Here is a 13,431-nt window from a genome sequence, read left to right as displayed (position 1 = left end):
ATGGGGCCGGCCCGGCGTGGATAGACATTGGTCCGATGGCGCTATCGGAGAGTTCCGATGTCCAGGCAGGACAGTGCCCTGGGTGTCCCGCATTGGTAGGCTTGCCGGCACCGAGTCGAGACAAGAGCGAAAAGCCGATGAAGTTGCTGTTGCGTTGCCTGCTGCTGGGGGCGTGGGTCGTCTCGCCGAGCCTGTGGGCCTGGTCCAACCATACGGTGGGCAGCTACCTGGCATTACGCGAGCTGGCGGCCATCCGCGAGGCGCCGGAAGTCGAGGTGGAGCCGCTGGAGGCGTTCCTCGCCGCCGAGCGCGGCGGACTGGCCGCCCTGCTGGACGAGCAGGAAGCCTACGCCCGAGCGCATATCGGCAACTACCCGGCGCGTCCGGACGCCCTGCGCTTCGCTGCCGAGGGCGAGGCCGGCGACTTGCGTCAGGCGTTCCTCGCGGCGCTGCGGGTCAACCCGGAGATCCGCCTGGCGCTGGCGCTCCAGCCGCTTCCCGGGCAGGACCAGCCGCAGCGCCCGCACCTCAAGCCACAGGAGGTGCTGGTGTTCCAGAACCTCTCGCCGTGGACCGCCTGGCGTTTCATCCGCCTGGAGCCCGGCGAGCGAGTCGCGCCCCTGGCAGTGCTGGCCACCGCCGCCGACGAACCGGACTACGGCCACGACATCAACCTGTTCAGCGACAACCCCGGCGAAGCCGGCCAGCGCTACGGCTTCGGCACCCAGCCATTCGGCGACCCGCGCTTCGAGTTCAGCTCCCAGGCGCCGTTCCACATGGGCTTCTACCACGAGGCGGCGGTGATCTACAGCGGCGCGCCGTTCCTCGCCCGGGCCTGGCCGGAATGGCGTGCCTACCAGTACTTCGGCCTGTCCCGCTTCGCCTTCGCCAACGGTCATCCCTACTGGGGCTACCGGTTCCTTGGCTGGGGCATGCACTACATCCAGGACATCACCCAGCCCTACCACTCCACGCCGCTGCCCGGTGCCAGCCTGGCGGCGATGCTACAGATGGAGGGCAAGGCATTGCTCGGCTACCCGGAGGAAAAGCAGGCGGCCATCGAGCGTGTCGCGAACCGCCATACCGCGGTGGAGAAATACCAGTTCGACTGGCTGCGCCAACTGCTCCGCGACGGCCGCCCGCAGCCGATGCTCGACGCCTACGCCGACACCCGCCGCGACGGTGCCTATCCGGCCTATTCGCCGACCTACTTGCGCGAGGTGGTGGCCGCCGAGTCGAACGCCCACGCCGCGGCCTTCGACGCCGCCATCGGCGAATGGCTGGCCGCCCGCCCGGCCTCCGCCGCGCAGGACTTCAGCGAGAGCAACCAGCCACGCCCTGAGGCCCACGACAATGCGGCGCTGAACGCGCAACTGATCGAACTGATCGGGCATTTCGGCGCGCATAGCCGGAACATCGTCAGGGCGGCGTTGGAGACGGAGGAGGGTGGGGCGAAGGAGTGAGGGGGCGGCGGATAAGCGGCGGATAACCGCGAGCGGTTATTCGCCCTACGGAGCGGGGGCACTGTCCGGCGTTTCCGGGGCGTGTAGGGCGGATGAGCGGCGGATGACCGCGAGCGGTTATTCGCCCTGCGGAGCGGGGGCGCAGTCCGGCTTTTTCGGGGTGTGTAGGGCGAATAACGCCATGGGCGTTATCCGCCGATGTCGCGGATGAGCGGCGGATGACCGCGAGCGGTTATTCGCCCTACGGAGCGGGGGCGCTGTCCGGCGTTTCCGGGGGGGGCAGGGCGGCGAACCCGCCCCGCCAGGCGGGGCGATGCCGCGACTCAGTCGCGCAACAGCTCCGCAGGCACCTCGCTGCGCAACATCAACTGGCACTGCTGGCTCTCCGGGTCGAACAGGATCACCGCCTCGCCCCGCCGCAAGGCATGCCGGGCGCGTTCTACACGCACGTCCAGCGGGGTCTCGTCGCCATTGTCGGTGCCTTCGCGGGTGACGAAGTCTTCCAGCAGGTTGTTCAGGGTGTCGGCTTCGAGCAGGTCGTGGGGGATCAGCATTGGCGGTACTCCGGGATGGCGGCGAATGCTAGCGCGACGCATCGCGCACTGTCATGCCTGTCGCGAAGGCTGGCCGAGCAGGCGTTCGAGGGTGGCATAGAGTTCCGCCCGGTCCACCGGCTTGCCGAGGTAGGCGTCCATGCCGGCCTCGATTCCGGCCCGGCGGTGTTCGTCGAGGATGTGCGCGGTCAGGGCAACGATCGGTACGCGCGGCCAGCCCTGGGCACGCTCCTCCCGGCGGATCAGGCGGGTCGCCTCGAAGCCGTCCATTTCCGGCATCTCGCCATCCATCAGGATCAACTGGATGCCGTTCGGATCGCGCAGGTACTCGTCCAGCGCGAGCCGTCCGTTGCCGGCCAGGCGCACCGCGTAGCCGCGCTTGGCGAGGAAGCCGCGCACCACCAGCTGGTTCACCGGGTTGTCCTCGGCGACCAGGATGCATGGGGCGTCCGGGCGTTCGTCCGGGGCCGCCTCGCTGCTCCGCCCTGGCTGTCGGCGCCGCTCCCGGTACAGTTCCAGCAGGGCTTCGCGCAGGGCCTTCACTGCCACCGGCTGGGCCAGGGCCAGCAGGCGCAGGCCTTCGTGCGGCGGCAGGTCCTGGCAGTGCTGCGGCGGGCATAGCAGGAGGATGCGCTGGCCTTGCTCCAGTTGCGCATAGAGGGTGTCCAGCCAGATCGACGGCGGTCCCGGCCAGGGCGCCGCCAGGACCAGCAGGGGCGGTGCGCTGAAGTCCTCCAGGTAGGCGTTCAGCCGTCTCGGCTGCAGGCAGCGTTCGACCCGCAGCCCCCAACGCTCCAGCAATGCCTGCAGGCAGTCCAGGGTCAGGTTGTCCTCGCTGGCCAGCAGGGCCGGGCGGTGTTGCAGCAGTTGCGCCACTTCATCCGCTTCGCCGGCGTCGAGGGCGGGACTGAGCGGCAGGTCGACGCTGAACCGGGTGCCCTTGCCCGGCTCGCTGCTCACCTCGATGCGCCCGCCCATCATCTGCACCAGCTCGCGGCTGATCGCCAGGCCCAGGCCGCTGCCGCCGTAGCGGCGGGTGGTGCTGGAGTCGGCCTGGGAGAAGGATTCGAACAGGGTCTTCTGCGCCTGGGCGGATATCCCGATGCCGCTGTCGCTGACGCTGTACAGCAGGCGCTCGCGTCCGCCCTCGTCGAAGCGCCGCTGCACGCGCACGGCGACATGGCCTTCGGCGGTGAACTTGAGGGCATTGCTGAGCAGGTTCATCAGTACCTGGCGCAACCGCGTCGGGTCGCCGTTGAGGCGGCGCGGCACGCCCCTGTCCAGGCCGAGATGCAGGCGCAGGCGTTTTTCCACGGCCTGGGCGCTGAACAGCGCCAGGGTGTCGGAGAGCAGTTCCTCAAGGTCGAAGTCGATGCGCTCCAGGTGCAGCTTGCCGGACTCGATGCGAGCGTAGTCGAGGATATCGTTGATCACCGACATCAGCGCGCTGCCGGAGCTGGCGATGGTCTCCACGTAGGCCGCCTGGCCGCGGTCCAGCGGGGTGTCGCGGAGCAGTTGCAGCATGCCCAGCACGCCGTTCAGCGGGGTGCGAATCTCATGGCTCATCTTCGCCAGGAAGCGGCTCTTCGCCTCGTTCTCCACCCGCGCCTGCTCGGCCGCCTGGCGCGAGCGGAAGCCTTCCTCCTTGAGCGCATTGATGCGGTCGGCGAGGCCGATGGACAGGGTCACCAGTTCCACGGTCATGCCGATCTTGACCACGCTGCTGCCGAACAGGCCGAACAGTTCGAAGCCCAGCGAGGCGGCGGTGGTGACCAGGAACGACAGCAGCAGCGCGCCCCAGGCCAGGATGTAGTAGAGGCCGTAGCGCAGGCCCTGGCGCCAGACGTGGACGCCGGCCAGCAGCAGGCTGAGGGAGACCAGCATCACCGTCAGGCTGGCGAGGACGTTCCAGGCGCGCAGCCCCACCAGCGGCTCGCTGGCCAACAGGACCACGCAGGCCAGCAGCAGGCCGCGGAGGAAGCGGTCGAGGCGCGGGAAGTCGCGGCGGGTGTAGAGGTAGCCGCGGCTGAACTGGATCGACACCAGGCAGCTCAGGTACATCAGCAGGTAGATGCCGGCCGACTCCAGCGCCACGTGTCCGGGCAGCAGCTTGAACAGCAGGCCGTCGAAGCTGGCGGAAAACAGGCCGAGGCTGAGGTTGTACAGCAGGTACCAGGCATAGGTGGCCTCGCGTAGCGAGACGAAGAGGAACAGGTTGTAGCAGAACAACCCGAACAGCACCCCGTAGAAGGCCCCGTTGAAGCCCATCAGGGTTTCCTGGCTGGCCGCGCTGGCCGCGTAGGTGCTGAAGTACAGCGGCACGTAGACGGTGCTGGTGCTCTGCACGCGCAGCAGCAGGGTGCTCTCGCCGGGCGGCAGTCGCAGCGGGAACCAGAAGTTGCGCACTTGCACCGGGCGCTGGGAGAAGGCGAACAGGTCGCCGCTCTCCTGCTGTTCGATGCGCCCATCGGCGGTCAGCAGGTAGACCTTGAGGTCGTCCAGCAGCGGGTAGTTGATCTCCAGGAAACCGGCCAGGTCGGTGCCGTTGCGGTTGTCCAGGCGCACCCTGAACCACCAGGCTGCGGCGTTCTTGCCGAAGTTCGCGTGGTCGCCGCGCAGGGCGGCGAAGGCCTGCGCCGGCAAGGCGAGGATGTCGCCCAGACGCGCCTTGCCGCCGGCGTCGCGGTAGTACTCGGCGTACTCGCCCAGGGACAGGCGCAGGTCCTCTCCGTCCAGCGGCGCGGGCGGCTGCGCCCGGGCCGGCAGCGCGCAGCAGAGCAACAGCAGGACCAGGCAGAGTCGAGACATGCAACTACTCCATGGACACGAGTCGGCACGCATGATGCTACGGAGGAAACGAGACAGGCGAGGGAACCTGCCATCAGCCTAGCAGTTGGCTGGAGAGGAGGGCGGCCTCCCCGGAGGCGGGGAGGCCGGCGCGGGCTCAGCCCTTGTCGCTGTTGTTGCTGCTGTCGAGCACTTCGTCCACCGGCGGGACGTGGGTGCAGCTTTCCATGTGCACCGGATGCTCGAGCTGCTTGTTGAAGCGTTCCAGCGAGGTTTCCCGGGGCTTGGCGTCGCTGGCGAAGACCGGCGGGCTGAGGATGTAGGCGGTGAGCAGCCGGCTCAGCGCGGCGAGACTGTCGATGTGCGTGCGCTCGTAGCCGTGGGTGGCGTCGCAGCCGAACGCCAGCAGCGCGGCGCGGGTGTCGTGGCCGGCGGCGATCGCCGACTGCGCGTCGCTGTGGTAGTAGCGGAACAGGTCGCGGCGCAGGGCGATGTCGTGGCGCTCGCCGAGCCGCAGCAGGTGCCGCGACAGATGGAAGTCGTAGGGCCCGCCGGAGTCCTGCATGGCCACGCTGACGCTGTGCTCGTTGGAATTCTGGCCTTCGGCCACCGGGGCGATGTCGATGCCGACGAACTCGCTGACGTCCCAGGGCAGGGCGCCGGCGGCGCCGGAGCCGACTTCCTCGGTGATGGTGAACAGCGGGTGGCAGTCGATCGGCGGCTCCTGGCCGCTTTCCTTGACCGCCTTCAGCGCCGCCAGCAGCGCCGCGACCCCGGCCTTGTCGTCCAGGTGGCGGGCGCTGATATGGCCGCTCTCGGTGAACTCCGGCAGCGGATCGAAGGCCACGTAGTCACCCACCGAGATGCCCAGGCTCTCGCTGTCGGCGCGACTGGCGGTATAGGCGTCGAGACGCAGCTCGATGTTGTCCCAACTGATCTTCAGGTTGTCCACCTCGGTATTGAAGGCGTGGCCCGAAGCCAGCAGCGGCAGCACGCTGCCACGGAACACGCCCTGTTCGGTGAACACCGTGACCCGGCTACCCTCGGCGAAGCGGCTCGACCAGCAGCCTACCGGGGCCAGGCCGAGGCGGCCGTTGGGCTTGATCTCGCGGACCAGCGCGCCGATCGTGTCGAGGTGCGCGGAAACCGCCCGGTCGGGGGTATTCAGGCGGCCCTGGAGGGTCGCCCGGATGGTTCCCCGGCGAGTCATCTCGAAGGGCACGCCAAGTTCGTCGAGCTGCTCGGCGACATAGCGCACGATGGTATCGGTGAAGCCGGTGGGGCTGGGGATGGCGAGCATCTCCAGCAGCACCCGTTGCAGGTAGTTGAGGTCCGGTTGTGGCAGAGGGGTCATGAAGGCACCTCGCGGCTGAGGGGGAAGAGAAGATCGACGAAGCGTTCGGCGGTCGGCTGCGGCTCGTGGTTGGCCAGGCCGGCGCGCTCGTTGGCTTCGATGATCACGTAGTCGGGCTGGTCGGCGGCCTCGACCAGGAAGTCCAGGCCCACCACCGGTATTTCCAGGGCCCGCGCGGCCTGGATCGCGGCCTCGCGGAGGGCCGGATGGAGGGCGTCGGTGACGTCCTCGAGGATGCCGCCGGTGTGCAGGTTGGCGGTGCGCCGCACGGCCAGGTGTTCGCCGCTGGGCAACACGTCGTCGTAGCCATAGCCGGCGGCCCGCAGGGTGCGCTCGGTCTCGTGGTCGAGCGGGATGCGGCTTTCCCCGCCGGTGGCGGCCTGGCGCCGGCGGCTCTGCGCCTCGATCAGCTCGCGGATGCTGTGCCGGCCGTCGCCGATCACCGCGGCGGGACGACGGATGGCGGCGGCCACCACCTCGTAGCCAATCACCAGCACGCGCAGGTCGTGGCCGGCGTGGTAGCTCTCCAGCAGCACGCGCGAATCGAAATGGCGGGCGGCCTCGATGGCCTCCTCGACCTCTTCCGCGGTGCGCAGGTCCACCGCCACGCCCTGGCCCTGCTCGCCGTCCACCGGCTTGACCACCAGCGAACCGTGCTCGGCGAGGAACGCGGCGTTTTCCTCCGCGCTGCCGGCCAGGCGCTGCTGTGGCTGGCGCAGGCCGGCGTGCTGCAGGGCGCGGTGGGTGAGGACCTTGTCCTGGCAGAGGGTCATGCTTACCGCCGTGGTCAGGTCGGAGAGCGATTCACGGCAGCGGATCTGCCGGCCGCCCTGGGTCAGGGTGAACAGGCCGCCCTCGGCGTCGTCGACGCGCACCTCGATGCCGCGCCGGTGGGCTTCGTCGACGATGATCCGGGCGTAGGGGTTGAGGTCTTCCTCCGGGCCGGGGCCGAGGAACAGCGACTGGTTGATGCCGTTCTTGCGCTTGATGGTGAAGGTCGCCAGTTCGCGGAAGCCGAGCTTGCGGTAGAGCGCCTTGGCCTGCTGGTTGTTGTGCAGCACCGAGAGGTCGAGGTAAGCCAGTTCGCGGCTCATGAAGTGCTCGACCAGGTGCCGTACCAGCGCCTCGCCGACGCCCGGCCGGCTGCATTGCGGGTCCACCGCCAGGCACCAGAGGCTGGAGCCGCCCTCCGGATCCTGGAACGCCTTGGCGTGGTTGAGGCCCATCACCGTGCCTACCGCGACGCCAGTGTCGGCGTCCTCGGCCAGCCAGTAGATCGGCCCGCCCTGGTGGCGCGGGCTGAGGCGCTCGGTCTGCACCGGAAGCATGCCGCGCGCCAGGTACAGGCGGTTGATCGCCGCCCAGTCCTCCTCGGTATGCACCCGGCGGATGCGGAAACCGCGTGGCGGACGGCGCGCCGGGCGGTAGTCGGTGAACCACAGGCGCAGGGTATCCGAGGGATCGAGGAAGAGCTGCTGCGGGGCGTGGGCCAGGACCTGCTGCGGCGCCGCCACGTAGAGCGCGATGTCGCGTTCGCCGGGGGCTTCCTGCAACAGGTCGCGGGCCAGTTCCTCGGCGTCCGGGTAGGTCTGCCCGATCAGCAGGCGGCCCCAGCCGCAGTGGATGCTCAGCGGTTTCTCGGTGGGCTCGCTGTGATCTTCGGCGAGACGCGCCTGGAGGCGTTCGTAGGTGGGCGCCTGGATACGTTGCAGGCGCTGGTTGTGCGGGTGAGGCAGATGCAAGTGGCCTTTCATGATCGCTCCTGGTTCGGGCCCCTGCGTTGGGGGCCCATTTTCAAAGTCCCTGTTCGCTGAGCCAGAGGTTGAGGGCGGCCAGCTGCCACAGCTTGGAGCCGCGCAGCGGTGTGAGGTCGCCGTTCGGATCGCTCAGCAGGCGATCGAATATCGCCGGCTGGAACAGGCCGCGGTCCTGGCTCGGGTCGAGCAGCAGTTCGCGTACCCATTCGCGGGTGCGGCCCTGCAGGTGCTTGAGGCCGGGCACCGGGAAGTAGCCCTTGGGCCGGTCGATGACTTCGCTGGGAATCACCTTGCGCGCGGCACCCTTGAGCACCTGCTTGCCGCCGTCGCCGAGCTTGAAGCGGGCGGGAATGCGCGCCGACAGCTCGGCCAGGCGGTAGTCGAGGAACGGCACGCGGGCTTCCAGGCCCCAGGCCATGGTCATGTTGTCGACCCGCTTGACCGGGTCGTCGACCAGCATGATCGTGCTATCCAGGCGCAGCGCCTTGTCCACCGCGGCCTCGGCGCCGGGGCTGGCGAAGTGGTCGCGGACGAAGCGCCCGGCGACGTCCTCGACGCGGAAGCGCTCGCCGACGGTGGCCAGGTATTCCTCGTGGTCGCGGTCGAAGAACGCCGCGCGGTACGCGGCGAAGGCGTCGTCGGCGCCATCCACCTTCGGATACCAGTGGTAGCCGGCGAACAGCTCGTCGGCGCCCTGGCCGCTCTGCACCACCTTGCAGTGCTTCGAGACTTCCCGCGCGAGCAGGTAGAAGGCGATGCAGTCGTGGCTGACCATCGGCTCGCTCATGGCGCGGAAGGCCGCCGGCAACTGCTCGATCACTTCGTGCTCGCCGATGCGCAGGCGATGGTGACGGGTGTGATAGCGCTCGGCGATCAGGTCGGAATACTGGAACTCGTCGCCGCGCTCGCCGCCGGCATCCTCGAAGCCGATGGAGAAGGTCAGCAGGTTGTCCACCCCGGCTTCGTGCAGCAGGCCCACCAGCAGGCTCGAATCGACCCCGCCGGAGAGCAGCACGCCGACCTCGCGGGCGGCGCGCTGGCGGATCGCCACCGCTTCGCGGAGGCCGTCGAGGACGCGCTCCTGCCAGTCGTCGAGCGTCAGCTCGCGCTCGTCCGGGCGTGGGCCGTAGTCCAGCGTCCACCAGGTGCGCTGCTCGCAGCTGCCGTCGAGGTCGACGCTCATCCAGGTCGCCGGCGGCAGCTTCTTCACGCCCTCCAGCAAGGTGTGCGGGGCGGGAACCACGGCGTGGAAGTTGAGGTAGAAATTCAGCGCCTGCGGATCGAGGTCGCTGGCGATGTCGCCGCCCTTGAGCAGGGCCGGCAGGCTCGAGGCGAAGCGTAGGCGCGAGCGGTCGAGGCTGTAGTAGAGCGGCTTGATGCCGAGTCGGTCACGGGCCAGGAACAGCCGCTGGCGATCGCGCTCCCAGACGGCGAAGGCGAACATCCCATTGAGCCGGGGCAATAAATCGGCGCCCCAGGCATGGTACCCCTTCAAGAGAACTTCGGTGTCGCCGCCGGAGAAGAACCGATAGCCAAGGCTTTCCAGTTCGCCACGCAGTTCGGGGTAGTTGTAGATGGCGCCATTGAACACCATGGCCAGGCCGAGATCGGGATCGATCATCGGTTGGCCGGAAGCTTCCGCCAGGTCCATGATCTTCAGCCGTCGATGTCCGAGGGCGATCGGACCCTGGGCGTGGAAGCCCCAGGCGTCGGGGCCGCGAGGGGCCAGGTGGTGGGTGATGCGTTCGACCGCTGCGAGGTCGGCTGCCTGGTTGTCGAAACGAAACTCTCCTGATATGCCGCACATATTCCTTACCGGTTCTCCGTTGGGGAAGTGGGTTGCGTACCCCTTCCGGGTACATGACTTACCTAACAGAGGACCGTTACAGTTGGAAGGAGTTCTATACGAATTTTCCGGGCCTATCAGGACCCTTAACGAAGAATTTATTATGGTTGAAAGTAATAAGACCGCTGCCGATACCTATTCGCTCGCTATTTTCCGCGCCATCCGCCGCCTCCAGCAGGCCGCTGAAATCCACTCCAAGCGTCTCAGCCGATACGGCGGCCTGACCCCGCTGCAATTGCTGATCCTGCATGTCCTGGCGGTGGAGGGAGAACTGACCGCGACGCAACTGGCCAAGCTGGTCAGCCTGTCCCAGGCATCGCTCTCCGGCGTGCTCGACCGCCTCGAAGGACGCGGCCTGCTCTATCGTCGGCGCGACGAACAGGACCGGCGCAAGTCCTGGCTGCACCTCGACCCGGCCGGCCACGAAGCCCTGGCGGAGGCGCCGCCGCTATTGCCGGAGTACGTGATCGAGCGCTTCGCCGCGTTGCCCGAGTGGGAGCGCCACGGCCTGCTGGCCGCGCTGCTGCGCGCGGCCGACCTGTTCGGCTTGCCGGAAGAGGACGTCGAAGAAGAGTGAGGGCGCCAGGTTCGCTACGAAAGACAGTCGCGTCGGCGGTCTTTACCTGGCGAACCTGCCGATGCCTGGTGGACAAGCGCGTTGTACGCCATGGCGTGACCTTCGCGTAGGGCGCATAACGCCGCTTCCCCGGTGCCCCGGCCGCCGAGGAAAGCTACCCGCCGTAGAGCTTCTGCGCCGCCAGGGAGAAGCTCACCGCCACCAGCATCAGCGCGAACAGGCGTTGCAGGGTCGGGCCGCCGAGGCGCTGCGCCAGCAGGTTGCCGCCGAGCACGCCGACCGCGCCGCCGGCGGCGAGGCCGCCGAGCAGCGGCAGCGGCGGGTGGGCGCCGGTCAGGTAGATCAGGAAGCCGCCGCCGGAGACCAGCGCGATCACCGCCATCGAGGTGGCGGTGGCGGCCATCATCGACAGCGGGGTGAACCAGAGTAGCCCCGGCACCACCAGGAAGCCGCCGCCCACGCCCATCAATCCCGACAGCAAGCCGACCGCCAGGCCGATGCCGAGCAGCGGCAGGCTCCGTGCCTGGTCGCTGGCCTCGCGTTTCATCCCGGCGCCGCGCCACATGCGCCAGGCCGACCAGAGCACCAGCAGGCAGAAGGCGACGATCAGCACGCCTTCCGGGACGAAGCGGCCGAGCCATTGGCCGACGGCGTTACTCGGCAGGCCGGCCAGCGCCAGGACCAGCACCGGCCGCCAGGCCACCTGGCCCTGGCGCGCGCGCGGAATGGCGCCAATCAGCGCCGACAGGGCGACCGCGCCGAGGCTCACGCCGATGGCGTCGCGCAGCGGCAGGTGCAGGCTGAGCAGCAGGGGCAGGGCGACCAGCGAGCCGCCGGCGCCGGTGAGGCCGAGCAGCAGGCCGAGAACGGCGCCGATGCCCAGGGATTCGAAGAGCAGTACATCCATCGTCGATCAACTATTTCCGCGGGTGAGCCAGCCGGTGGTCCGGTATGGCCTGCGCGTGCGGCAGGCCCGAAGGGTAGCGCAAATCGGTGCGCCCGGGGCTTCAGCCGCGCTGCCCGCGCACCAGGTCGCGCAGCAGGAAGCGGTTCGGGTGGCAGGCCTCGGCCACCGCGCGCGGCAGCGGCAGCGGCTCGCCGCAGATCCACGCCGCCAGCAGTTCGCCGGACAGCGGCGCGCTGATCAGCCCGCGCGAGCCGTGGCCGCTGTTCAGGTACAGGCCTGGCAGCCAGGGGCAGGCACGCTCCGGCACCTGGCGGGCGTCGCGGGCGAGCACCGCGTAGACCTCGTCGAAGGCCGCGCGCTCGGCCAGCGGGCCTACCAGGGGCAGGTAGTCGGGGCTGGTGCAGCGGAATGCCGCGCGGCCTTCCAGGCGCTCCAGCGGCAGGTCGTCGGCGCCCAGGCGCTGCAACAGGTCGGGGGATATTTCCCGCAGCAGTTCGAGGTTGCCCTGGTGTTCGGCGAGGGTCGGCGCCAGGTCTTCGCTCTTGAAGTCGAAGCTGGCGCCGAGGGTGTGTTCGTCGCCACGCGGCGGTGCGACGTAGCCCTCGGCGCAGACCACGGTGCGCAGCGCCCGGCTTTGCGGGGTGGCCGGCAGGCGGGTGACCTGCCCGCGAATGCGCTTCAGCGGCAGCTCGGCGGCGGGCGGGAAGTCGCGGATGTCGGCGGCGGTGGCGAGGATCGCGAGTGGCGCGCGGGCCAGGCATTCGTCGCCGGCGTAGGCGCACCAGTCGTCGCCCTCGCGGCGCAAGCGTACTGCCCGGCCGCTCAGCAGGGTGATCCCGGGGGTGGCGGCCAGGGCCTGGCACAGCGCGGGCGGATGGACCCAGCCGGCTTCGGGATAGAACAGGCCGCCGGCGGGCAGGGCGACGCCGGCGAGGCGCTCGGCCTGCTCGCGCTCCAGGCCGTGCAGCAGGTCGGCGGGGAAGGCTGCGGCCAGTTGCGCCTGGCGTTGCGCTTCCTTGGCGTCGAAGGCCAGTTGCAGTACGCCGCAGGCGTCCCAGTCGTGGTCGCGCCGCAGGCGTTCGAGCAGCCGGCGGGTATGGCCGAAGCCGCTGAGCACCAGGCGCGACAGCGGCGTGCCGTGGGCCGAGAGTTTCAGGTAGAGCACGCCCTGGGGGTTGCCCGAGGCTTCCCGGGCGAGGCCGGGATGGCGTTCGATCAGGGTCACCTGCCAGCCGCGCGCGGCGAGGCTGGCGGCGCTGGCGCAGCCGGCCAGGCCGCCGCCGACCACCAGTGCCGCGCGGCGCCCGGCGTGGGGCGCGGGGCGTGCGTACCAGGGCTTGCCGGCGTTCGCCGGCGGCCCCTGGTAGGTGCCGCTGAGCATCTCGCGCTTCTGTCCGTAGCCCGGTACCCGTTGCATGGCGAAACCGGCCTCGACCAGCCCGCGGCGAACGAAACCGGCGCTGGTGAAAGTGCCCAGGGTCGCCTGCGGCGCCGACAGTCGCGCCAGTTCGGCGAACAGTACGGGCGACCACATGTCCGGGTTCTTCGCCGGGGCGAAGCCATCGAGGAACCAGGCGTCGACCCGCGCGTCGAGCTGCGGCAGGCACTCCAGGGCATCGCCCAGCAGCAGGGTCAGGCCGACCCTTCCGCCCGCGAACGCCAGGCGCTGGAAGCCCGGGTGCACGGCAAGGTACTGGCCCAGCAGGGCCTTGCTCCAGGGCGCCAGTTCCGGCCATAGCGCCAGGGCGCGGCGCAGGTCGGCGGCGGCGAGGGGGAATTTCTCCACGCTGACGAACTCCAGGCGCGCGCCGGCCGGCGCGACCCGCTCGAACAGCTGCCAGGCGCAGAGGAAGTTCAGTCCGGTGCCGAAGCCGGTCTCGCCGATGCACAGCACCTCGCCGTCGCCCAGCGCGGCGAAGCGCTCGGCCAGGCGGTTGGTGGCGAGGAACACATGGCGCGTCTCGTTGAGCCCGGAATGCCGGGAAAAATATACGTCGCCGAAGGCGCGGGATAGCGGCTGGCCGTTTTCGTCCCAGTCGAGCTGGGCATGCTGGAAGTCGGACATGGCAGAACCTGAAAAAGCGGATGGCGCATTTTACGGGGCTTTGCCGGCCAGCGGCGAGGCGCTGCGCGAACATGCCGCGGCGCCGCGCAGACAGCCGCACGCCGATCCGCTACCTTGAAGG

General features: G+C 69.4%; 10 protein-coding genes. 3 read left to right on the top strand and 7 right to left on the bottom strand.

Annotated features, from left to right (window positions below):
• The first annotated feature begins 137 nt into the window (after positions 1-137).
• Complete coding sequence (locus JHD77_RS00905; RefSeq protein ID WP_003103745.1) at positions 138-1,463, top strand: hypothetical protein; 1,326 nt, start codon at positions 138-140, stop codon at positions 1,461-1,463.
• 323 nt (positions 1,464-1,786) lie between these two features.
• Here the strand turns inward: JHD77_RS00905 and JHD77_RS00900 are convergent, their stop codons facing one another.
• The 5 genes from JHD77_RS00900 to JHD77_RS00880 all read right to left on the bottom strand — a co-directional run bounded on the left by JHD77_RS00900 (position 1,787) and on the right by JHD77_RS00880 (position 9,722).
• A complete protein-coding gene (locus JHD77_RS00900; RefSeq protein WP_003091959.1) occupies positions 1,787-2,017 on the bottom strand; it encodes a YheU family protein in 231 nt (76 codons plus the stop codon).
• Positions 2,018-2,068: 51 nt separating this feature from the next.
• Positions 2,069-4,825, bottom strand: coding sequence for a hybrid sensor histidine kinase/response regulator (locus JHD77_RS00895; protein WP_031755537.1), 2,757 nt, complete (start codon positions 4,823-4,825; stop codon positions 2,069-2,071).
• A gap of 136 nt (positions 4,826-4,961) precedes the next feature.
• Positions 4,962-6,158 (bottom strand): osmoprotectant NAGGN system M42 family peptidase, encoded by a 1,197-nt coding sequence (locus JHD77_RS00890; RefSeq protein ID WP_003111432.1) that lies wholly within the window; start codon positions 6,156-6,158, stop codon positions 4,962-4,964.
• Entirely contained in the window at positions 6,155-7,912 is a 1,758-nt protein-coding gene (ngg, locus tag JHD77_RS00885; RefSeq protein WP_003111433.1) for an N-acetylglutaminylglutamine synthetase, read from the bottom strand. The genes JHD77_RS00890 and ngg overlap by 4 nt, the downstream gene beginning before the upstream one ends.
• 40 nt (positions 7,913-7,952) lie before the next feature.
• Positions 7,953-9,722 (bottom strand): N-acetylglutaminylglutamine amidotransferase, encoded by a 1,770-nt coding sequence (locus JHD77_RS00880; RefSeq protein WP_003119567.1) that lies wholly within the window; start codon positions 9,720-9,722, stop codon positions 7,953-7,955.
• Between the two features lie 142 nt (positions 9,723-9,864).
• On the opposite strand from JHD77_RS00880, the gene JHD77_RS00875 reads away from it, so the two are divergent.
• Entirely contained in the window at positions 9,865-10,338 is a 474-nt protein-coding gene (locus tag JHD77_RS00875; protein ID WP_003091943.1) for a MarR family winged helix-turn-helix transcriptional regulator, read from the top strand.
• 154 nt (positions 10,339-10,492) lie between these two features.
• Here JHD77_RS00875 and JHD77_RS00870 read toward each other — a convergent pair whose 3' ends face one another.
• Positions 10,493-11,245: a sulfite exporter TauE/SafE family protein gene (locus JHD77_RS00870; protein WP_003117537.1), complete on the bottom strand. Its 753-nt coding sequence runs from the start codon at positions 11,243-11,245 to the stop codon at positions 10,493-10,495.
• Between the two features lie 100 nt (positions 11,246-11,345).
• Positions 11,346-13,310: a bifunctional tRNA (5-methylaminomethyl-2-thiouridine)(34)-methyltransferase MnmD/FAD-dependent 5-carboxymethylaminomethyl-2-thiouridine(34) oxidoreductase MnmC gene (gene mnmC / locus JHD77_RS00865; protein ID WP_034022754.1), complete on the bottom strand. Its 1,965-nt coding sequence runs from the start codon at positions 13,308-13,310 to the stop codon at positions 11,346-11,348.
• Between mnmC and JHD77_RS00860 the strand changes: the two genes are divergently transcribed.
• A complete protein-coding gene (locus JHD77_RS00860; RefSeq protein ID WP_003091936.1) occupies positions 13,309-13,428 on the top strand; it encodes a hypothetical protein in 120 nt (39 codons plus the stop codon). The genes mnmC and JHD77_RS00860 overlap by 2 nt on opposite strands.
• The last annotated feature ends 3 nt before the right edge of the window (positions 13,429-13,431 follow it).

Origin of the sequence: Pseudomonas sp. P20, assembly GCF_016463925.1 — a bacterium.
Lineage (GTDB): Bacteria > Pseudomonadota > Gammaproteobacteria > Pseudomonadales > Pseudomonadaceae > Pseudomonas > Pseudomonas aeruginosa.
Note: the sequence above shows the minus strand (reverse complement) of the source record. Positions and strands in the feature narration are given on the sequence as shown.